22 protein-coding genes are annotated in these 21,311 nt (G+C 50.3%); 13 read left to right on the forward strand and 9 right to left on the reverse strand.

Going from position 1 to position 21,311, the window contains the following annotated elements:
- Window positions 1-166: 166 nt before the first annotated feature.
- From JKP77_RS10830 to JKP77_RS10840, 3 genes are all read right to left on the reverse strand, one after another.
- Window positions 167-490 (reverse strand): DUF3392 family protein, encoded by a 324-nt coding sequence (locus JKP77_RS10830; protein WP_218311190.1) that lies wholly within the window; start codon window positions 488-490, stop codon window positions 167-169.
- 204 nt (window positions 491-694) lie between these two features.
- Window positions 695-1,561 (reverse strand): sugar phosphate isomerase/epimerase family protein, encoded by an 867-nt coding sequence (locus JKP77_RS10835; protein ID WP_218311191.1) that lies wholly within the window; start codon window positions 1,559-1,561, stop codon window positions 695-697.
- Window positions 1,558-2,598 (reverse strand): LacI family DNA-binding transcriptional regulator, encoded by a 1,041-nt coding sequence (locus JKP77_RS10840; RefSeq protein WP_218311192.1) that lies wholly within the window; start codon window positions 2,596-2,598, stop codon window positions 1,558-1,560. Before JKP77_RS10840 ends, JKP77_RS10835 begins: the two co-directional genes overlap by 4 nt.
- 288 nt (window positions 2,599-2,886) lie before the next feature.
- On the opposite strand from JKP77_RS10840, the gene JKP77_RS10845 reads away from it, so the two are divergent.
- From JKP77_RS10845 to JKP77_RS10875, 7 genes are read left to right on the forward strand one after another with little or no spacing between them, the layout of a single operon-like run.
- A complete protein-coding gene (locus tag JKP77_RS10845) occupies window positions 2,887-4,038 on the forward strand; it encodes a Gfo/Idh/MocA family protein (RefSeq protein WP_218311288.1) in 1,152 nt (383 codons plus the stop codon).
- A gap of 15 nt (window positions 4,039-4,053) precedes the next feature.
- Window positions 4,054-5,109, forward strand: coding sequence for a sugar phosphate isomerase/epimerase family protein (locus JKP77_RS10850; protein WP_218311193.1), 1,056 nt, complete (start codon window positions 4,054-4,056; stop codon window positions 5,107-5,109).
- Between the two features lie 36 nt (window positions 5,110-5,145).
- On the forward strand, window positions 5,146-6,363 hold the full coding sequence (locus JKP77_RS10855) for a nucleoside permease (protein ID WP_218311194.1): 1,218 nt from the start codon (window positions 5,146-5,148) through the stop codon (window positions 6,361-6,363).
- Window positions 6,353-7,240, forward strand: a complete 888-nt coding sequence (locus tag JKP77_RS10860; RefSeq protein WP_218311195.1) for a hydroxypyruvate isomerase family protein — start codon at window positions 6,353-6,355, stop codon at window positions 7,238-7,240. The genes JKP77_RS10855 and JKP77_RS10860 overlap by 11 nt, the downstream gene beginning before the upstream one ends.
- Before the next feature lie 40 nt (window positions 7,241-7,280).
- Entirely contained in the window at window positions 7,281-8,966 is a 1,686-nt protein-coding gene (locus JKP77_RS10865; RefSeq protein ID WP_218311196.1) for a GMC oxidoreductase, read from the forward strand.
- Complete coding sequence (locus JKP77_RS10870) at window positions 8,966-9,580, forward strand: gluconate 2-dehydrogenase subunit 3 family protein (protein ID WP_218311197.1); 615 nt, start codon at window positions 8,966-8,968, stop codon at window positions 9,578-9,580. Before JKP77_RS10865 ends, JKP77_RS10870 begins: the two co-directional genes overlap by 1 nt.
- 44 nt (window positions 9,581-9,624) lie before the next feature.
- Window positions 9,625-10,413, forward strand: coding sequence for a 3-keto-disaccharide hydrolase (locus tag JKP77_RS10875; RefSeq protein WP_218311198.1), 789 nt, complete (start codon window positions 9,625-9,627; stop codon window positions 10,411-10,413).
- 124 nt (window positions 10,414-10,537) lie between these two features.
- On the opposite strand, the gene JKP77_RS10880 is transcribed toward JKP77_RS10875, so the two are convergent.
- A complete protein-coding gene (locus JKP77_RS10880) occupies window positions 10,538-12,676 on the reverse strand; it encodes a methyl-accepting chemotaxis protein (RefSeq protein ID WP_218311199.1) in 2,139 nt (712 codons plus the stop codon).
- Between the two features lie 244 nt (window positions 12,677-12,920).
- Here JKP77_RS10880 and JKP77_RS10885 point away from each other — a divergent pair, with 244 nt between their 5' ends.
- The 3 genes from JKP77_RS10885 (at window position 12,921) to JKP77_RS10895 (ending at window position 16,529) form a co-directional block, all read left to right on the forward strand.
- Window positions 12,921-13,793, forward strand: a complete 873-nt coding sequence (locus JKP77_RS10885) for a DMT family transporter (protein WP_218311200.1) — start codon at window positions 12,921-12,923, stop codon at window positions 13,791-13,793.
- A 360-nt stretch (window positions 13,794-14,153) separates the two neighbouring features.
- The gene (locus JKP77_RS10890) at window positions 14,154-15,386 is read left to right on the forward strand and encodes an APC family permease (RefSeq protein ID WP_218311201.1); all 1,233 of its coding nucleotides are present in this window, start codon (window positions 14,154-14,156) and stop codon (window positions 15,384-15,386) included.
- Between the two features lie 51 nt (window positions 15,387-15,437).
- Window positions 15,438-16,529 carry an energy transducer TonB gene (locus JKP77_RS10895; RefSeq protein WP_218311202.1) on the forward strand — a complete coding sequence of 364 codons (1,092 nt, stop codon included), beginning with the start codon at window positions 15,438-15,440 and terminating at the stop codon, window positions 16,527-16,529.
- 31 nt (window positions 16,530-16,560) lie between these two features.
- On the opposite strand, the gene JKP77_RS10900 is transcribed toward JKP77_RS10895, so the two are convergent.
- The 3 genes from JKP77_RS10900 to JKP77_RS10910 are packed head-to-tail and all read right to left on the reverse strand — an operon-like array spanning window position 16,561 to window position 17,420.
- Window positions 16,561-16,935 (reverse strand): hypothetical protein, encoded by a 375-nt coding sequence (locus tag JKP77_RS10900; RefSeq protein WP_218311203.1) that lies wholly within the window; start codon window positions 16,933-16,935, stop codon window positions 16,561-16,563.
- Window positions 16,936-16,972: 37 nt separating this feature from the next.
- Window positions 16,973-17,188, reverse strand: a complete 216-nt coding sequence (locus JKP77_RS10905) for a hypothetical protein (RefSeq protein WP_218311204.1) — start codon at window positions 17,186-17,188, stop codon at window positions 16,973-16,975.
- 10 nt (window positions 17,189-17,198) lie between these two features.
- Entirely contained in the window at window positions 17,199-17,420 is a 222-nt protein-coding gene (locus tag JKP77_RS10910; protein WP_218311205.1) for a bacteriocin-like peptide, read from the reverse strand.
- A 752-nt stretch (window positions 17,421-18,172) separates the two neighbouring features.
- Between JKP77_RS10910 and rpsF the strand changes: the two genes are divergently transcribed.
- From rpsF to rplI, 3 genes are read left to right on the forward strand one after another with little or no spacing between them, the layout of a single operon-like run.
- Window positions 18,173-18,574, forward strand: coding sequence for a 30S ribosomal protein S6 (rpsF, locus tag JKP77_RS10915; RefSeq protein ID WP_218311206.1), 402 nt, complete (start codon window positions 18,173-18,175; stop codon window positions 18,572-18,574).
- 11 nt (window positions 18,575-18,585) lie between these two features.
- A complete protein-coding gene (gene rpsR, locus JKP77_RS10920; RefSeq protein ID WP_012519954.1) occupies window positions 18,586-18,813 on the forward strand; it encodes a 30S ribosomal protein S18 in 228 nt (75 codons plus the stop codon).
- Window positions 18,814-18,839: 26 nt separating this feature from the next.
- Window positions 18,840-19,292: a 50S ribosomal protein L9 gene (gene rplI / locus JKP77_RS10925; RefSeq protein ID WP_218311207.1), complete on the forward strand. Its 453-nt coding sequence runs from the start codon at window positions 18,840-18,842 to the stop codon at window positions 19,290-19,292.
- 266 nt (window positions 19,293-19,558) lie between these two features.
- Here rplI and JKP77_RS10930 read toward each other — a convergent pair whose 3' ends face one another.
- Together JKP77_RS10930 and JKP77_RS10935 are read right to left on the reverse strand one after the other, a co-directional pair.
- Complete coding sequence (locus JKP77_RS10930; RefSeq protein ID WP_218311208.1) at window positions 19,559-20,083, reverse strand: cytochrome b; 525 nt, start codon at window positions 20,081-20,083, stop codon at window positions 19,559-19,561.
- On the reverse strand, window positions 20,073-21,056 hold the full coding sequence (locus tag JKP77_RS10935) for a catalase family peroxidase (RefSeq protein WP_218311289.1): 984 nt from the start codon (window positions 21,054-21,056) through the stop codon (window positions 20,073-20,075). The genes JKP77_RS10930 and JKP77_RS10935 overlap by 11 nt, the downstream gene beginning before the upstream one ends.
- Window positions 21,057-21,311 lie beyond the last annotated feature (255 nt).

Consider the following 21,311-nt stretch of genomic DNA (forward strand, 5'->3'; position numbering starts at 1 on the left):
TATCCGGTTTTTTTATGCCTGAACATCGCCCGGTTCCCATCCGCAATGATCTGAAATTGGTAGTGCGGCCATGACGAATACAGTAACGCGCCTGATTACACAGGCAATTGCGTGGCAAAAGGTTTTGCTACGAAAGCCACGCAGTCGTCGTTAATAGGGGCAGCGACTACATGTACCGACGTTTTTCAGCCAGTATGCCAAGAAGAATGAAGGCGGATACAAACCCGACACCTTGCAGGTGCCATGGAAGATATTTGATTATGTGCAGTAAAAATGGCGCGCCATATAATGTCATCAGGCCATAACCAAAAGCGCAAAGCAGCACAAATGCGATTGTGCGAATGACAAAGTGCCAGGAAGACATCAGCGCTTTAGCATGTTTGTTTACTACATCGCCGTATACCACCAGAATCGTGGCCATCAGCATCAGGCTGAGTTCGGAATAATACTGGGACAGCCATTGGCTGAACTGACTAAGGGTAGCTGTCATACACGCTCCTACTACACGTGACTGACAACGCAGTCACAGGAAATGTCTACTCTAAGCACTGCCGGAAAAACCTGACATGCCGGGGATGAGGTGACTAGTGTAACTGCGTTTGGTAAAGCGACACAAGATATTGGCAAACGCCGTCAAAGCAATGCGCAAGCAGGCCGGTCAGCGGGGTGCTGACCGGAAATATCGTGATGCGAGTTACTTGCGTAGTGCGGACAGGCCGTCAAAGCCCTGGCGAATCGTGCGCAGGCGATCGTCAGTCTGGTCGCGCTCAACAAACGGAAACTCCAGTCCGGCTTTACTGGCGTGGGCAAAGATGGATTTGAAATCTATCGTGCCGGTGCCAACATCGGCGAACTCGCCCTGTGTATCCATGTCTTTAACATGCCACAGTGGGAAGCGTCCGGGATGCTGGTTGAACAGTGCAAGCGGATCCTGTTTGGCTTTCACGGTCCAGTACAGATCCAGCTCCATTTTTACGTTTTCAGCATCCGTTTCATTCAGAAGCACATCATAAGGCACTTCACCATCGCGTGTTTCAAACTCAAAATCGTGATTGTGATAGGCCAGTTGAATATCTTCTTTCTTCAGTGCCTCTCCCCAGCGATTCAGCTTTTCTGCCAGCTGATAGTAGGTGTCGATTTTAGTACCGCGCTGGGCCTCGGTCAGGTAGGGCAAAACAACATAATGATGCCCCACGGTTTTGGCATCCTCAATGATGCTGTCTAACCCTTTTTCAAACTCGGTCAGCGGAATATGTGCTGAGGGCGCTTTGAGACCGGTTTCGTTGAGTAGCTGTTTTATTTGCTTGGCGTTGTAACCAAAGTAGCCGGCAAATTCCATATCGGTATAGCCTACCGCCGAAGCCAGTTCCAGCGTGGCTGGTACGCTTATCGTCATCATGTCACGCAACGTATAAAGCTGCAGTCCGACGGGTAAGCGGGCGGTGCTTGCCGCTTTAGCCATTCCCAGCGGAAGTGTTGCCAGAGCAAACGCTCCGGCAGTGCATTTCAGAAACTGGCGGCGAACCAGTTGGGATTTTGAACGTCCATCAAACTGCGTCATTCTGCTTTCTCCTTAAGAGCGTGTTGTTGTTGCGTAACGGGAACCGGGCCGGTGCTTCTGCGAACGACCAGATCAAACGGAATAATGATTTTAGGCGCCCGGCGGGTTTTGCCATTCAGTACATCTATCAGCTGCGAGACCGCGGTGCGGCCAAACTCTTCAGCCGGTTGCGAAATCGTCGTAAGAGGCGGATCCGCATAGGCAGCAAAATCAATATCGTCAAAGCCCGCCACCGAAATATCATCAGGAATCGATAATCCGGCCTGCTTGAAGCGCTGCATTGCCCCGATGGCCGTTTCGTCGTTTTCACAGAATACGGCAGTTGGTCGCTGGGCAGCTTTTAGAATGGAAGTCGCGGCATCGAAGCCGGAACGAAGTGTAAAATCACCGGGAAACAACAACGACTCATCGTATTGAATGTTCGCTTCGGAAAGGGCGTCTCTGTACCCGGCCAGTCGTTCACGGGTAAGCGGACTACCTTGTGGTCCTTTTATTAATGCAATACGGGTATGGCCAAGTGACAACAGGTGTTCTGTCATTACCCTCGCTGCTGCCCGGTTATCCAGGGTAACCGTTGGGCAGGGAATGTTGTCTAAGACTTCACAGGCATTCACCATGGGAAGCAGGCCATTTGCGTTAGTCATACTGACATCAAACGGGTTGTGGGCACGTAACTGAATAAGACCGTCAGCTTGTGCTGTCTGTACCATCTTGGTGTAGTCATCCTCAATATCGCTTCGGCCCATGGTGTTCGCCAGCAAAATGGCATAGCCCTGCTCGGCTGCCGCTTCCTGCATGCCGCTGATCACCCGCGCAAAAAAGACGTTGGCAACGGTGGGTACCAGTACCACGATATTGTGTGATTTCCCCGAACGAAACTTCACCGCCATCAAATTGGGTTTATATCCGGTCGCCGCTACCGCCTCCATTACCCGTTGCCGTGTTTTCGGCGATACGCGTTGTGGCTGTTGCAGTGTTCTTGAAACCGTCGCTACCGAAACTCCGGCGTGGTCTGCGACTTCACGAATATTGGGCATAAGTGGCTAATTTCCTGTCAAATCGTCCGTGTTGATAAATGTAACCGTTAACATTTGTGTAAAAATAATACTTAAAATGACTGAAATTACCAGAAAAAAACAGCTTTTTCTTTATCTGGGGGTGGATCTTGTTACCTTAAGTTAACATTTGGCGTGGCTTAAACGGGTAAAATGCGATGAGAGCCGTTGACAAGGTAAAATGTAATCCGTTACATTCGAATCCAGGGTTACAATTATGCAACATTTAGCGTGCAATTCGGTCTGTAGACAGGAGCAGCCATGCCAGTTATGAAAAAAATCCGGTTGGGGATGATCGGTGGTGGAGAAGGTGCCTTTATCGGCGCAGTGCATCGTCACGCAGCGGCACTCGACGGCCAGTATGAACTGGTGTGCGGGGCGTTTAGCCGGGACGAGGGCAACAATCAGCGAACCGCTGACTCTCTGAGTATTGCGCCGGACAGAGCCTACGCAAGCTGGGAAGATATGCTCGAAGCTGAAGCTGCGAAAGACGAGAACGAGCGCATGCAGGTAGTGGCGATTGTGACGCCAAACCATTTGCATGTACCCATTTCCAAAGCCGCAATCCACTATGGCTTTCACGTGTTTTGCGAAAAACCGGCCGGCGCAAACTTCGCAGAGGTCAATGCGTTAGCGGACGCGCTGTACGCGTCAGACTGCTTATATGGTCTGGCGCACACCTATCTGGGCTATCCCATGGTGTGGCAGGCAAAGCATATGGTTGAACAGGGCGAAATCGGTGAGGTTCGCAAAATCCTGGTCGAATATCCTCAGGGCTGGTTGTCAGCGCCTGAAGAAGCCGACAATAAACAGGCATCGTGGCGGACCGATCCGGCTCAGGCCGGCGGTAGCGGCTGCATGGGCGACATTGGTACGCATGCGTTCAGCATGGCGGAATTTGTGACCGGACACACGGTGTCTCACTTATGCGCACAAATGAATACCGTAGTGGAAAACCGTCGACTGGACGATGATGGTGCGGCGTTTTTGAAAACGACTGCGGGTGCCAGTGGCGTGCTGATTGCCAGCCAGGTTTGTGCCGGTGAAGAGAACGGTCTGAAAATTCGTGTGTATGGCGATAAAGGTGGCCTGGAATGGCGGCAAATGGAACCGAACTCACTGATTTTCCGTCCGGTTGGTGCACCCTATCAGGTGCTGCGAGCCGGGCTTGGACAGCCGGGTTTATGTGACGAAGCGATAAGTCGCTGTCGTATTCCAGGCGGGCACCCTGAGGGGTATCTGGAGGCCATGGCAAACCTGTACACGTCATTTGCCAAAGCCGTGAGAAACGGTGACAAGCACACCGCTGATGGCGTTCCGGGCATTGTATATGGTCAGCGCGGTATGGCGTTTATCGAGACCATGGTAGAGAGCGGCGCCAGCGACACCAAATGGCTGCCGGTTCCCGGCCCGCAACTGTAAAGTAAGGAGCGAAAGATGACAGCAATTAAAGGTCCGGCCATATTTCTGGCACAGTTTGCAGGCGATGAAGCGCCTTTCGATACCCTTACCGGTATGGCTGAATGGGCAGCAGGATTAGGTTATAAGGGCATTCAGGTGCCAACCGGCCCCTCACTGTTCGATTTAGAGAAAGCGGCAGAAAGCCAGGAGTACTGCGATAACATCAAGGCCGACTGTGAAAAGGCGGGCGTACAGATAACCGAGCTTTCCACACACTTGCAGGGCCAGTTGGTCGCCGTGCATCCGGCCTATGATGAATTGTTCGATGGATTTGCACCCGAGGAGGTGCGTGGCAACCCTGACGCGCGCACCAAGTGGGCTGTGAATCAGCTGAAATGCGCGGCGAAGGCCAGTCAGCGACTGGGGCTGAAATCCCATGCGACATTTTCAGGGGCGCTAATGTGGCACCTGGTGTATCCGTGGCCGCAACGTCCGCCGGGTCTGGTTGAGCAAGGCTTCAAAGAACTGGCGTCACGCTGGCTACCGATTCTGGATGCCTTCGAAGAGGCAGGCGTAGACGTATGCTATGAGCTTCATCCGGGGGAAGACCTGCATGACGGTATCAGCTTTGAGCAGTTTCTTGATGCGGTTGATCATCACCCGCGCGCAAACATTCTTTACGATCCCAGCCACTTTGTGCTGCAGCAACTGGATTATCTGGACTTTATCGATCGTTATCACGACCGTATTAAAGCCTTCCATGTGAAAGATGCAGAGTTCAATCCTACCGGTCGTGCCGGTGTCTATGGCGGCTACCAGGACTGGGTAAATCGTCCGGGACGCTTTCGTTCACTGGGCGATGGACAGGTCGATTTCAGAGGCATATTCAGCAAGCTGACCCAATATGGGTTCGATGGCTGGGCGGTGCTGGAATGGGAGTGCTGTCTGAAAGATTCCGCACAGGGTGCCGCAGAAGGCGCTCCCTTTATTGCCGATCATATTATTCAGCGCGCTGGTAAAGCCTTTGATGATTTTGCCGGAGCGCAAAGCAGTGAATCGCGTAATCGCCGGATCCTTGGTCTTAAAGACTAAGCGCGACATACCGGGTAAAGAAGGATAACAAGCACAATGATTACCTTACGTCTCAGCATCATGATGTTTCTTCAGTTTTTTATCTGGGGAGGCTGGTTTGTCACATTAGGCACCTATCTGGCGAATACCCTGTCGGCGTCAGGCGGACAGGTGGGAATGGCCTTTTCTACCCAGTCGTGGGGGGCGATTATCGCGCCTTTCATTATCGGGCTGATAGCCGACCGCTATTTCAACGCTGAACGTATTCTGGGCGTGCTGCATTTACTGGGCGCGGCACTGATGTACATGTTGTATCAGGCACAGGATTTCTCGCAGTTTTATCCGTTTGTGCTGGGTTACATGATTGCCTACATGCCAACACTGGCGCTGGTGAATTCGGTCTCGTTCGGACAAATGCAGGATCCGTCGAAAGAGTTTGGAAAAATTCGGGTCTGGGGCACCATCGGCTGGATTGTTGCTGGCCTGGTGATCAGCTACGTATTCTCATGGGATTCCAGTTCAGGCATCGCTGATGGCATGCTGCGCAATACCTTTATGCTCTGCGCTATCGCGTCACTGGCGCTGGGGTTATTCAGCTTTACATTGCCAGCCACGCCGCCAAAAGGCGCGGGTGAGAAAACCGGCGTGAAAGACGTACTGGGTATTGATGCGCTGGCCATGCTGAAAGACCGTAACTTCCTGGTGTTCTTCCTGTCTTCAGTGCTGATTTGTATTCCGCTGGCTTTTTATTATCAAAACGCCAACCCGTTTCTTACCGAGATTGGGGTGGAGAATGCAACCGGGAAGATGACACTCGGCCAGGTATCTGAAGTGCTGTTCATGTTGCTGTTGCCTGTGTTTCTGAATCGTTTCGGCATCAAACTCACCCTGCTGATTGGTATGGCAGCATGGGTACTCAGGTATGTGTTGTTTGCCTACGGCAACGCCGATGAAGGCATAGCTCTACTGATTATCGGTATCGCCTTACACGGCATTTGCTACGACTTCTTCTTTGTCTCGGGGCAAATTTATACCGATGCCAAAGCGTCACCGAAAATCAAAAGTGCAGCCCAGGGCCTTATCACGCTGGCCACCTACGGCGTTGGTATGCTTATCGGTTTTTGGGTGGCCGGACAAATTACCGATGCTTATGCGCTGGATACCGGCCACAGTTGGGCAGATATCTGGATGTTCCCTGCAGGCTTTGCTGCCGTCGTGCTGGTGTTGTTCCTGCTGCTGTTCAAAGGCGAGAAGGTGAGCACCGATGCAGGATAAAACCCGTCGCAATATTCTTAAAGGCATGGCAGTGGCCGGTGCCGGCGTCTTGTCATGGAAAAGCAGTGCAGGAGCCAGAATGACAGTAGATTCAGGAAGCGCACTCAAAGGTAATGTGAATCACTCAGTGAGCCGCTGGACCTACGGCCATCTGTCGATAGAGCAGCTTTGTCAGCTGGTCAAAGAGTTGGGCTTTGCGGCGATTGATTTGGTGGGGCCGGAAGACTGGCCGGTGCTGAAAAAATACGGCATTGATTCCTCTATGTGTAACGGTGCGGAAATCAGTCTTGAAGACGGCTTTATTCACCGTGAATTACACGATGAGCTGGAAGCCCGCTACCTCAAACATATAGAGCTGGTCGCGGAGGCAGGATATCGCAATCTGATTTGCTTCAGCGGCAATGCCCGGGGGATGGATCGCAAAACCGGTCTGAAAAACGCCGTGGATGGCTTATCGCGCATTCTGCCGCACGCTGAAAAGCACAACGTGACGATCCAGATGGAGTTGTTTAACAGCAAAATCGATCATCCTGACTATATGGCTGATAACTCAGCCTGGGGTGTCGAGTTGTGTCGGGCATTAGGGTCTGACAACTTCAAGCTGCTTTATGACATTTATCATATGCAAATTAACGAAGGGGATGTCATCCGTACTATTCGCGACTACCACCCCTATTTCGGCCATTACCACACCGCGGGTGTGCCTGGCAGAAATGAAATTGATCACACCCAGGAGCTATATTATCCGGCTATCGCACAGGCCATTATGGATACCGGCTTCAAGGGTTATCTGGCACAGGAATTTATTCCCACGCCAGAATCCAATGCGGGCAAAAATGAATCCCTGAGAAAGGCGATTCAGATTTGTGACGTGTAAGTAATGACGCCACTCAACGTAGTGCTGAAGGGGATAAAGCATGGCGAGTAATAATTACGATGCAATTGTCGTGGGTTCGGGGATAAGCGGCGGTTGGGCTGCAAAAGAACTCACGGAGAAAGGCCTGAAAGTACTGATGCTGGAACGGGGCAAGAATATTGAGCATATCAAGGACTATGATAATGCGCATAAAGAAGCCTGGGATTATCCACATCGTGATATGCCGACGCAGCTTATGAAAGAGCAGTATCCGGTGCTTAAGCGTGACTATCCACTTAACGAGTCTACATTTGGAATGTGGGCGAATGAGAAAGATAACCCTTACGTCGAAGACAAGCGCTTTGACTGGTACCGGGGCTACCACGTTGGGGGCCGCTCGCTGCTGTGGGGCCGCCAGAGTTATCGTTTGAACAAAGACGACTTTGAAGCAAATGGTCGCGAGGGCGTTGGCGTAGACTGGCCTATCCGCTATGAAGATGTTGAACCCTGGTACGATTATGTTGAACGCTTTGCCGGGATCAGCGGCAACCGCGATGGACTGGACGTGCTGCCGGACGGGCAGTTCCAGCCCGCGATTCAGTTAAACTGCGTAGAGAAAGATGTCGCCGCCCGCGTGCAAAAAGCGTTTAAAGGCAGCCGGCATATTATCTCAGGCCGAACGTCAAATATGACTCAGCCTAAGCCTGAGCAGGGCCGGGCAAACTGTCAGTACCGCAACAAATGTTGGCTGGGCTGCCCGTATGGTGGCTATTTCAGTACCCAGTCTTCGACACTGCCGATGGCAATGAAAACCGGTAACCTGACATTGCGACCTTTCTCCATCGTAAAAGAAATTCTGTACGATAAGGACCGCAAGCGCGCAACAGGCGTGGAAATTATTGATGCCGAAACCAATGAGACCTATGTATTCAACGCCAAAATTGTGTTTGTGAATGCATCGGCCTTTAATTCTGCCTGGCTACTCATGAACTCGGCCACTGACGTCTGGGAAGGCGGCTTGGGAAGCAGTTCCGGCGAGCTTGGGCATAACGTCATGGATCACCACTTCCGCGTCGGCGCGTCTGCTGAAGTCGAGGGGTACGATGATAAATATTACTATGGCCGTCGCCCATCAGGATTTTACGTGCCCCGCTTCCGCAACTGGGGCGGTGATAAGCGTGATTATCTGCGCGGGTTTGGTTATCAGGGCTCAGCCAGCCGTCAGGGCTGGCGGCGGGATATCGCTGAGCTGGGCATTGGGGCAGATCTTAAAGATGCCATTAGTGAACCGGGCCACTGGCAAATTGGTATGACCGCATTTGGTGAAATGCTGCCGCACCACGACAACCGTATCTATCTGAATAAACAGGTGACGGACAAATGGGGCCTGCCTGTGCTTGCCATGGACGTAGAAATTCGCGAAAACGAAATGCGCATGCGTAAAGACATGAAGCAGGATGCGGTGGATATGTTCGAAGCTGCCGGCCTCAAAAACGTCCATGGCTTTGAGGCGGACTATGCGCCGGGCATGGGGATCCACGAAATGGGCACTGCCCGCATGGGGCGTGACCCGAAATCATCAGTCCTGAACAAGCACAACCAGGTGTGGGATGCGCCAAATGTGTACGTGACTGACGGTGCCTGTATGACATCGGCATCGTGTGTGAACCCGTCGCTGACGTACATGGCGCTGACAGCGCGAGCTGCACATCATGCGGTTGAAGAACTGAAGCGGGGGAATCTGTAATGGAACGTCGTGAACTGTTGAAACTGATAGCGGTGACTACCGGCACCGCCATGGTAGGCATGCCTGCGCTGGCCTATGACCAGGTGCCGCCTGTACCGTTAAAAGATACGCCATTCTCGAAAGAGGACGTAAGCTTCATCAATGATGTCGCAGAGGTAATTTTACCTAAAACCGATACGCCGGGGGCAAAAGACGCGAACGTGGGGGCGACAATTGCCGTAATTGCTGCCGATTGTTACACCGACGCGCAGCGAGCGCATTTTAAAGCGGGGCTTAACGATATCGACACGCGTGCAAAAGCACAGTTTGGGAAACCATTTTTGCTGCTGGACAGCGACAGCAAAACAACATTGCTGAGCGAGCTGGACCGTGAAGCGAACGCCTACAATAAGAAAGTGGGACTGTGGGATGTGGCAACGGACAAGCCCAGCGATCGTAAGCCGGACTCGGACAAGCCTCTTCCTCACGCATTTTCTTTAGTGAAGCAGATGTCACTGTATACCTTTTTCACCTCGGAAGTGGGCGCCACAAAGGTATTGCGCTATGTCGCGGTACCGGGCTACTACAACGGTGAGCTGGATTACAAAAAAGGTGACCGAGCGTGGGCGACCTGAACATCGGTGGCAAACATGACAAATTTAAAAGATAGGAAACGGTAATGAAGATGCACTCAATAGGGCTAATAACGCTGACGGCGGGCATTGGCGCGCTTTCTGCCTGTGCGATGGCAACGGATGATGATCGCCTTACCCGTGAACAGCAGGCAGCAAAAACAGAAGTGTGGAAGCCTGTGCCACCAGTGGTAGAAGCGAAAGCCGGCGACGTGCCTTCTGACGCCGTGGTTCTGTTCGATGGCACTGACCTGTCAGCATGGGAATCGGTAAACGGCGGCGACGCGCAGTGGACGGTGGGTAATGGCACCATGACAGTCAAGCCTGGCACCGGGGATATTAAAACGAAAGAAAGTTTCTGTGATATCCAGCTTCATTTTGAATGGAAAACGCCAACAGACGTTGCCGGGCTGGAAGGTCAGCAACGAAATAACAGCGGCATTTTTTTACAGCAGCGCTACGAGATCCAGGTACTGGACTCGTACAATAACAAGACTTATCCCAACGGTCAGGCGGGCAGTGTCTATAAGCAAACTATTCCGCTGGTAAACGCCATGCGCGAGCCCGGAGAGTGGCAGGAATATGACATTATCTTCAATGCGCCTGAGTTCGATGGAGAAGAGCTGGTAAAACCCGGATATGTGACCGTGCTGCACAACGGCGTGCTGGTGCAGAATCATACTGAAATTCTGGGTAAAACCGAATGGATTGGGCCAGCCTCTTACGAGGCACATGGTTGCGCACCACTCCAACTACAGGATCATTCAAACCCGGTAAGCTTTCGCAATATCTGGGTGCGGGAAATTGGCGACAATCACGTTACCCGGTTCGACTAACGAATATAAAGAAACGAAAAAGGAGGCAGCACGCCTCCTTTTTTATTTATTTTGAAAAGCTGACTTGTTCAGCTTTCTTTTCGACAAGCGTATACCAGGTAATAGCACTTATCCGGGTGGGCGCTTACCGTCTGGTTTTTAACTTACTCAGCAAGTCGCTTAGCGTGTTCACTTCGCGGGAAATGGCTTCTGAGCTTTCCTGCGAGGCTTCTGATATGGCCGATACCTCTTTGGTGGCGTTGCCAATAACGACCATATTCCGGTTTAACTCTTCACTGACCTGACTTTGCTCTTCTGCAGCAGCTGCCATTTGTGTCATGTGCTGACTGATCTCATCAATTTGTAGCACGGTCTCCTGCATCTTCTGTAGCGCTTCCTGGGTTCGTGACGATGCCTGCTCTGCTTTGGTGTTGCCTTGCTCGATAATGCCTACTGTATTATCCACCTCGCTTTGCAGCGCCGTAATAACTTTACTGATTTCACCCACCGAGTCTGCCGTTTTTGAGGCCAGTGAGCGAACTTCATCAGCGACCACGCTGAAGCCGCGGCCGTTTTCTCCTGCCCGGGCGGCCTCAATGGCGGCATTCAGCGCCAGCAGGTTGGTTTGCTCTGCAATAGCGCCGATGACGTCCAGGATTTTCTTGATATCGGTACTGCGTTCGGATACCGCTTTAACGGCCTTTGAGGCATCCTTCATTTCGCCGGAGAGCTCCATGACCAACTCGGTAGAATGCGAAATTTCCTGTTCGGTCTGCTGCACTGATTTGTTGGCAGTATCGGCGTTATCCGCGGCATTACTGGCAGTGCGGGCCACATCATGCGCGGTTTGCGACATTTCTGTAATGGCGGTTACCACGCTGTCTATTTCAGATTGCTGCACCTGAATTTGCTCGTTGGTAGCAGCCGCGCGCGACTGCGTTTGCTCGCTTTGTTTGATAACCTGTTCACATGATTCCTTCGCTTGCTCAAGCAACTCTCGCACTTTCTCTTTAAACAGATTAAAGGCCTGACTAAGCTGTATCAGCTCGGCGTGGGAATGGACCTGGATATCCTGAGTAAGATCGCCACCCTGACCGGCCAATACGGTCATACGATCTGCAACCTGCTTCACTGGTTGAATAATGCCGCGCGTGAACAGATAGATGAGCGACAAGGCAATTAACGTGGTTATCATTGCCACCACAAACTGTGTGGTAAGTAACGAGTTGATGGCTGAAGAAATCAGGCCCTCTACTGTGGCCACCGGCGCAAGCGCCGCATTCACGTTGACGCCGACAACCAGTTGCCAGTCCACTTGCGGAAGCGATAGCGTTATTGGGCGGGTAACATAAAGCATATCGTCAATTTGCACCGACTCTGGCTTGCCCGATACCGACAGAATCTTTTCACTGACACTGTCATCGTTAAATACCTCAGTGAAAGGACGGGCCAGTTTATCCGTGGCATCGGTGGCGGCAGCCACCATACCGTTCTGGCTAATCACGTACACTTCGGCTTCACCATTGTATAAAGACGCTTTCAGATCGTTGGCGCGTTGCTGCAGGATAGGAAGATTAAGGTCGACGCCGACAACACCCCGGAAGCGACCGTTTGCAATCACCGGCACCGTTAAGCTGGTCATGAGCTCCTCGTAGCCTTCGCGGATTTCATAGTTGTAGGGGTTCGCTACGCAGGGCTTCATGTTGTCCTTATTACACAAATACCACTCGGCGGCACGAAACCCAAACTCATCCAGTGTGGCATCATATTTCTCATCGGCGTCATCGATAGGGATCTGTTGAATTGCACCGTTTTGCTCCCGTACAAAGTACACCTCAAAGCTGCCGCGTCCGGGGACTGAGTGTGAGGCTCCGCCTGAGAACGCCGAGGCGTTGCCATCAAATTGATTGGCCTCAAACTGTGCGTACATACTGGACGTCGAGCCGGCAGCGAGGAGACTTCGCACCATGCGTTCGGTTTGCTCCCGTGTGAGCGAATTACTGTCACTGGCTTCTATGCTTGCAGCAAGTGCTGCGGCGAGGTTATAGGGTACCTGATGCGCTGTGCCCATAAGGGTTTGTGTTTGTGCCGCGTACTGAGATGCCTTGGCTGACATCGTGGCCTCAATCTGAGAGGTTACTTCCTCACTGATATGGCGGTTAATGTCCTGCTCGGCATCGTCCAGCAAAAAGTAACTTACCGTAATAAATACCAGTGCCAGCAACACAAATAGCGCGCCGACAACCGACATGAGTTTCACAGTAAGAGAGAGGCGTTGATTCATAGGGGATTCCTCAAACAGCGCATAGTAAGTCTTTTATTATTAACGGCATCGCCAGTTTCAGCTGAATGGCAAAATGCAATAAATGTTCAGATATTCAAAGTATAGACAGGAATCCGGTTTGCGCGGTAAACATGTGAAATATGACGCAGAAATCTGTTGCCAGACATACCGCTTCAATACCCTTAGGCATCGATTTTTGGTAGCCTAGCGGCCCTTTTTGCCACTAAGACCAATAAACACAAGTATGACCGGAGAAATTGCAGCACTGACAACCGCGCTAAGCTGGGCAATCGCCGCACGCCTGTTTCGTCACCTTGGCGGGTCATTCTCAGCATTATCGATGAACTTGTGGAAAGGGCTTTTCACTATCATCGTGCTCTCGGTTGTGATTCTGCTGTTTGTGCCGCTATCCAGCTTACCGGCTGAAGCTTATATCTGGCTGCTGCTTAGCGGTGTGATCGGGATTGGCATTGGCGATACGTTTTTCTTCCTCGCATTGCGGCGTATTGGCGATAGCCAGACGGTGCTGGTGGCCGAAACACTGGCGCCGATATTTGCCGCCTTGCTGGCCATGGTATGGATTGCCGAGTGGCTTAGCTGGCAGCAGTGGCTGGGGGTGGCACTGGTTATCATTTCGGTCGACATGGTGATTAAATCCAAACGCCGGTTCTCCGCCGAGATTGTGCCTTCAGTCGGCTACCTGTATGCAGTTATCGCTGCGGTGTGTCAGGCTATCGGCGCGGTAATAAGCCGCGATATTCTTACCGGATACGAGATCGGAGCCGCTGAGGCCGCAAACTGGCGGTTAATCGGTGGGCTTGTCGTGGTGGCGCTATTTATGTTGCTGCGACGGGAACGCTGGCTGCCAACCAGTAGTAAGCCGTTAAAAATGTGGGGCATGTTTGCGATTGCCACATTGCTGGGGACGGTATTTGCCATGTATTTTCAGATGCTGGGCTTTGCTAATGCCAAGGCGGGTATCGTGCAAACGCTTATTGCTACCAGCGCAATCTTTTCACTGGGCGTGGCGGCAGTGATGGGCGAAAAAATTCACCGAAATACGGTTATGTGGTCGCTTGCTGCGCTCGGCGGTGTCGGGATTTTGGTGATTTCCTGAAGCCATTCCGTTTGCTCCGACTTGATAGCGTTAGATCGTAACAGTGTGAGCCAGAGCCACAGTCAGGCCGGGTGTAGGTGGCAAATTTGTAGGAACACCCAAAAAAAGCGACTTGTTATGCCAGAGGGCGGCCCCCTCTTGCCTGTCTGCTAAAGTCAAGGAGCTGACATTCGACGTCCTCATTTGCGCCTGCTTTCAAGTGCTGCGTAAAACTCGCAGCAATTCCCGTCAACTGAGCAGGTGAAGAAGCCTTAAATTGAACGACGTAGATTGGGGCGTTCGTATCAGTGGCCTTTTTTGTGTCTTTTTCCTATTGCCATCGTAACCAAGCTGCATACGGTCAGTAAAACAGGATACCTTATGTCAGAAAATAGCGGCTTGAAACAAACCCTTTCGTTGTTCGATCTCATTTTGTTTGGTGTGGGTGGCGTCGTGGGCGCTGGTATCTATGCGATCATTGGCGAGGCAGCGGCTTTTAGTGGCAACCTTTTATGGGCATCGTTTCTTATTGCTGCTGTAGTTGCACTGTTAACCAGTCTCTCCTACGCTGAATTCGTTAGTCGCTATCCCGACGCAGGAGGCAGCTTTGAATTTGTAAAACGGGCATTTGGCCCACGATTTGCGCTGGTGCTTTCTGTCGTCATGTTTCTTACCGGGGTGGTTGCGCCTGCTGCTATCGCCATTAGCTTCAGTGAATATCTGAGTCGCCTTATTGAGATCCCTGGCTGGATAAGTACCACGGGTATTGTGGTTCTGATGGTTATGGTCAATGCCTTTGGCATGCGTCAGTCATCTTTGTTCAATAACTTTGCAACCATCGTCACGATCATCGGACTTGGCGCGGTCATTCTGTTTGCCGCACCTTCTGTGGGTGAAGCGAATTACTTCGAACCTGCAGAGCTGGGGTATATTGGCGTGTTAAGCGGTGGTGCGTTGATTTTTTTCAGCTACGTTGGCTTTGAAGATTTAGTGAAGATGGCTGAGGAAGCCAAGGAGCCCCGAAAAAATTTGCCCAAGGCGTTAATTATTTCAGGGCTCATTGTATTAATGCTTTATTTGCTAATCGCGGTCTGCGCAGTCAGTGTTATGAGCGCAGAAGAGCTGGCCAAAGCAGATGGTCCACTGGCTGCGGTGATGCGGGAAACTGGCGGCGAAACTTGGGCAACAATACTCATTGGCGTTGCCCTATTTGCCACCAGTAAAACCATTCTCAGCAATACCATCTCCACTAGCCGCCTGATGTTCGATGTGGCAAGAGATAACGATATTCCCTATATCAATCATTTCGAAAAAGTGGATAAAGGCAGCGGCACTCCCCGCTCTGCTATTTTTCTTGTAGGTATTGTGGTGATAATCTTTGCGTTAATTGGCGACTTAAAAATTGTTGCCAGTTTAAGCAATATTTTTGTGTTTACCTTGTTCATTATTGTGAATATTGCGTTGATACGCTATCGATTGAAATATGCTGAAGAGTCGGCAAAACCCGCATTTCAGGTACCAATTAATATTGGCAAGGTACCATTTCCGACAATACTCGCACTGATTGGATTAATATTGCTTTTCGGCTTTAATATTGGAAACATGTTAGGCTGAAACCGGAGCGGACCCCGGTCGGTTAAATAGACTGTTGGAAAAGGAATTCAAATGCCATCTTTATATAAATTTTTCCTTGGGTTTGTCTGTGCGTCCATGACCTTGGTCACAAACGCGCAGGATTTCCCGTGTGATGAAGTCGATAAGAAAGCCATCGAAGAAGTATCACCCGATAAGATAAAGCGTATTTCAGGATTTCAGACAGCTACCCCTGTTGAGAGGGCGAATCCGAGGTACCCAGCCGAAGCCGCAAGAACGGGTTCCGAAGGTTGGGTAACAATGAGTTACGTTATTAATGAAGAAGGTGCAGTCGAAGATGTCATCGTCGATGACTATAGTGGTCATAAAGCTTTCAGGCACGAAGCTGTTCGCGCCTTGAAACGCTGGAAATTTGATCCTGCCATGAAAAATGGGGCACCTACTGAGCAATGTCATCAAGCAATCCGGATTGATTTTCTTCTTGAAGATAATACGGGAGCTAAACGTAGCTTCATTCGCGCGTATCGAGAAATTGAAGGTTTGCTCAGCGAAGAAAAGTTCGCGCTGGCCGATGAGAAAATGGCCAAGCTAGAAGCAAAACGTAACTTCAATCGCTACGAAAGTACGTATTTTTATACATTGGATGGCAAACTGGCGCGCCGTCTTAACGACGTGCAGCGAGAACTAAATAGTTACTCAAAAGCGCTTAACAGTGCGAATCAGTCAGAATTCGAAGACGCGTTCAAAGCTGACTTGATAAGGCAGATATTCGCGCTCGAAGTCAATTTTGGCTATTACGCGCTGGCATTAGAGTCATTCGATAAACTATTGGAGTTAGATGGCGCTGAAGCTTATCGTGCAGAGCTCGCGCCTGTAGTTGAAGAGATTAATGCGCTGATCGAATCTAAGTCGCCCATGAGTATAGCGTTAGCGGTAAAAGACAGTGGTTCTCAATTCTACACTCTTACCCGCAACCAGTTTGGCTTTTCCTATATCGATGGCGACCTGGATTCTGTTGAAGTGCGCTGCGAATCTCACCGCGAAAAATTTACTGTTGCTGAGAATTTCATCTGGAGCATTCCGCAATCCTGGGGACAATGTCGCGTGTTGATTCAAGGCGAACCGGGAACAACATTTGAGCTTGTTGAAGTTAATAACGCTTAATCTAATTATAACTCCCCCAAGAAAGCGTTAGTCATAGCCTTTTAATCTGATTGATGATCAATGGAGATACAGAGTCATGAATACCTCCAGACGGTCCAAACATAAAGTGATGTTTCGTCTGACTTCCCTCTTTTTTAGTAACCAGTACATGTTTGTCGGTAACGATAAGATTCTCGACTTCTTCTACGCTGATTTTAGTGAAAGTTGGGAATGTATGAATATAGATATACTTGCCGCGTTTAATTATTGAATATCTGCCCCATACCCAACAAACCAATGCCACCATTGCAGCAATAGTTGTATAAAAAACAAAACGCATGAATAGGTTATCGGGTGTGAGCACACTCGTGAGTATAAATACGAGAAACAATGTCGTTGTGTAATTTAAAAAAAATAGTACAGTCATTCTACTTACCAGAAAGAGAGGCACATGCCTCTCTTGATTATGGATAACAAAAGTATGCGCCACCAATTGTGCCAATTGCTGATCCTAAAGAGCTGCCACCCGTAATGCCAGCTCCGGCTCCGAAACCAAAACCTCCCACAAAGCCTGCGACACCACCAATTATTCCACCGGTGATACCACCACCAACAGCCCAGTTGGACATGCAATCACCGCCAGAAACTTGTGAGCTCTCGTCAAGGTTTAATTCTTTCATTTCTCTATCCTTAAGGTATGCAAACTGCAGTGCCAATTTGCGTTCCAAATCCAAAACCCCAAACTGCACCAGCACCCATACCTATCCCTGCAGTAGCAATACCACCACCGATAAAGCCGCCTAGTGCACCCAATGCACCAAAACCAGCTACACATACACTTTCGTCCAAACCGGCACCACTTATACTATTAAGCTCTTTAAAAGTTAATTCGTTCAAGATGATAATCTCCATTTAATTATACTTGGTCCCTTAAAAAGGCTGATACAGTCTATTTAAATCACCTGAGCCTTAATACTGAACAGATGAATAGTTCTGGAAGTTGAAGTGAAATTCAGGATTAGGGGTGAACCCTGCTTGCTGCAGTTGGGTGATGATGGTCATCGCGGGTAGAGTTACCTCAACGCTTTGCATAAACTCCTCCAGATTAGAACAAATTGAAGGGAAGGTTTACACCGAAACAGCTGTGCCTTGAATTTCGGAGAGTGTTTCTTAACAAATTGAAACAGCAACGTTTGTTTTGGTCGATAACGTTATAAGGTAAGAGTTAGAGCGACTGGCAATGGCATTCTTGTACAGGAGTGGTAACTCAGTGTATTGATAACTCTGCGGTTAGACCACTACTCTTTTAGATGGAAAGTTCATTGTGGCAAAGTCGGGTTTACGTACTAAACAGCCGAATTAAACGAAGCGCGATTGTGAGTAACTTGACTAAGTGCATTCTCAACTGGCATTGATTTACTATAAAATAAGTACATCAAAACGCGATGGTGTCTTAAATACCAATCATCAAATGATAAATGCGTTAGTTATTGATTTAACTGCGTGTTGAACGCGACCGGTGTTTAAGCAATGCCCGCCCACAAACTGCTTGTGTGGTGAACAATTGATCTATATAATGCGCGCCCTTACAGCCAACCAAACCTAGTTCCTTGTCTCTATGCAGCAGGCTGTTCTGCCGAGGCTACAACCGTAAGGAGCGTTTAATGCGTCATTACGAAATCGTATTTATGGTTCACCCTGATCAGAGTGAACAAGTACCTGGTATGATCGAGCGTTATACCACTATCCTGAAGCAAGACGGTGGTCAGATTCATCGTTTAGAAGATTGGGGCCGTCGTCAACTGGCATACCCAATCGAGAAGCTGCACAAAGCACACTACGTTCTGATTAACGCTGAAGCGACTGCTGAAGCTGTTGACGAGCTGGAAAATGCTTTCCGCTTCAACGACGTTATCCTGCGTAACCTGGTTATGCGCACTAAAGATGCGGTAACTGAAGCCTCTCCTATGACTAAAGAAGAGCCTCGCCGTGAGCGTCGTGACGATTCTGCTCCTCGTACAGAGCGCGCAGAAAAGAAAACTGAAACCACTGAAGACAACGCTTAAGGAGAACACCCATGGCTCGTTTTTTCAGACGTCGTAAGTTCTGCCGTTTCACTGCAGAAGGCGTGACCGAGATTGATTATAAAGATATCGCTACTCTGAAGAACTACATCACAGAGAGCGGTAAGATTGTCCCTAGCCGTATCACAGGTACTAGCGCGAAGTATCAGCGTCAGCTGTCTTCTGCGATTAAGCGTGCACGTTTTCTTGCACTGCTTCCGTACACTGATTCTCACAAGTAATTGGCGAAGTTTAAGGGGTAGCTTAGATGGATATCATCTTACTAGATAAAATCGCCAACCTTGGCGGCCTGGGCGACCAGGTAAACGTTAAATCAGGTTATGCACGTAACTTCCTGTTTCCACAGGGTAAAGCAGTACCTGCAACGAAAGAAAACGTTGAGAAGTTCGAAGCACGTCGTGCTGAACTGGAAGCGAAAATTGCTGACGAGCTGAAAGCCGCTGAAGCGCGTGTTGAGAAGCTGAACGAGCTGGATGAAGTGACTATCGCTGCACCTGCTGGTGAAGAAGGCAAACTGTTCGGTTCTGTTGGTACTCGCGACATCGCTGATGCCATCACTGCAGCTGGCGTAGAAGTAGAAAAAGCAGAAGTTAAACTGCCTACTGGTACACTGCGTGAAACAGGCGAATACGACATCGACCTGCAGCTTCACTCAGACGTAATGACCTCTGTTAAGGTTGTTATCATCGCTGAAGCCTAATCGCTGACGTTTTGAATTGAAAAAGCCGCAACGGAAACGTTGCGGCTTTTTTTATGTCAGTATAAAAAGTGATGAACATCCTGGCGAACAGCGCCCCGAAGCGTTGAGTCAGCGGCCATCTCCGTGAAATGGATATCCCAGTTTTTGACACCGCGCACACCAATCAAGTATGACCTTTCCCCGACGTCCCAGTCAGTAATGACAATCACGTGGCCCGGAGTATCAGACAAAATGCTCTGCATACCTGGATGAGAGCGCATCTGAGCCTAAAGCATCGATTTCAGTACGGAATCCTTGCGCACGAAGTGATGATGCAGGGCTGCTGATATATGCAATAAAATCATCGCAATAAACGCGATGGCAAGGTAGCCATGGATTTCCCGAAACAACCCGTAACTCTCAATGTCAGCGGTGAGTGAAGCCGGTAGTGTGAATAAACCGAATATCTCCACTGGCCTGGCGGCAACATACTGCATCAGGTACCCACTAACGGGCATGGCCACCATTAGCGCATAAAGCACATAGTGCGACGCAATCGCGCCACGCTTTTGCACACGAGACAGTGACGAGGGTAAAGGGAGCGTTTGTGACTTCATTCTGATGGCGATGCGCAGAATAACCAGAACAAAAGCCAGCAGACCAAACGCTTTATGCGCTGTAAGAATAGTGAGCTGCCAAGGCTCAAGCGACCTGACCATTGCAAGGCCAGCCAGTAACATAGATATAATTAACGCGGCCATCGCCCAGTGAAGTAAACGCATAGCAAGCGGAAAACGGTTGTTATTCTCCATCCCGTTCTCCTTCCAGTGCGCCAGCCAATGCCTCTCTGGCACGTCGGCGATACGATTCGGCATAAGCAGCCGAGCGAGCCCGCAAAATGGGATCTTCCGTGGCCGATATGCCATTGGGCAATACGAGCGGGTCAAAGTTAAGACTATGACAATTACCCTCTAACTGGGGCTGCCAGTCGGTTATGACAATTTGTCCGGCAACGCGCTGTTCACGCGACGCGGGCCATTTTACGGCAGGATTATTTTCATCATCGTCAGCCCCAGCCAGGGTAAATACCCAGTCATATACCACCGGGGCAGCGTCCAGCTGTTGTGCCAGTCGTTCTTGTAGCGCGTCGGGGCCTTCAGTCTCATCAAACGGGGCCGCGCTGGCTGGCACCATCTTCCACCTTACGGCTTGTTGATTGCCTTGTTTATCGTGCAGATAAAACGCGTTTAGGCTGTGGTAGGTCTCGCCGGAAAAGCTGCCTGCTGGCGAGTAGCTGGCCCGCCATGTCATGAAGTCTTTCGATTCGGGATGATCTTTGAAAAAGGCTTTCACGGCCTCAGGTCCTTTTTTGATGGCCACGATCTGCTGGTAAAAATCATGAGGGTTAGTAACCGCCATTACCGGCGGCGTATTCATCGCGATCCGCCATTGATTCGGTGAAGACAGAGCAAAGTTCAGCGCCAGGCTTCTGACTGGAGAGGATAGATCAGGTGCGTAAGGGTTGCCGCCTGCTATCGAATAGCGCCCGGTAAATGGTGTTACGCCGGGGGCGAACAATGGGGTAGTTACGATATCACTAAGGTTTCCATTAGCGCGAAATTCCCCCGTAATGCAGACCCCTTTGGCATGGGCGCGCCGGTAGCCTGCGTGGGGACTGTCTCCCTCTTGCAAGTCTACAAACTCCTGCGCAGTAACAGTGTCTGCAGTCTGACTGGCATATACGGTTGTCGTCATACCAAGTGAGAGTAATAAAGCGGCAATCATGCAGCGGCGTTCGCTGACGACGTGGGGTAGAAACTGGCTTATCACGGTTATCCTCCGGTTTTTGCCTCTGAGCTGTATACGGGCAAGCACAGAGAAAGACCTTAAGAGGCTGAATTTTATTTCAAAAACCAAGGCGCTCGCGACTGTGGTATGTTCAAAAATGCATCACGACACGCCTGGCAGAAGCGGGTTGCCAGCGTGGCCTAAGACACCAAGGCTGCGAATGCCAGTGACATAACCCGTTAGGCCGGCAAG

The organism is Alteromonas antoniana (assembly GCF_019249295.1).
Taxonomy (GTDB): Bacteria; Pseudomonadota; Gammaproteobacteria; order Enterobacterales; family Alteromonadaceae; genus Alteromonas; species Alteromonas antoniana.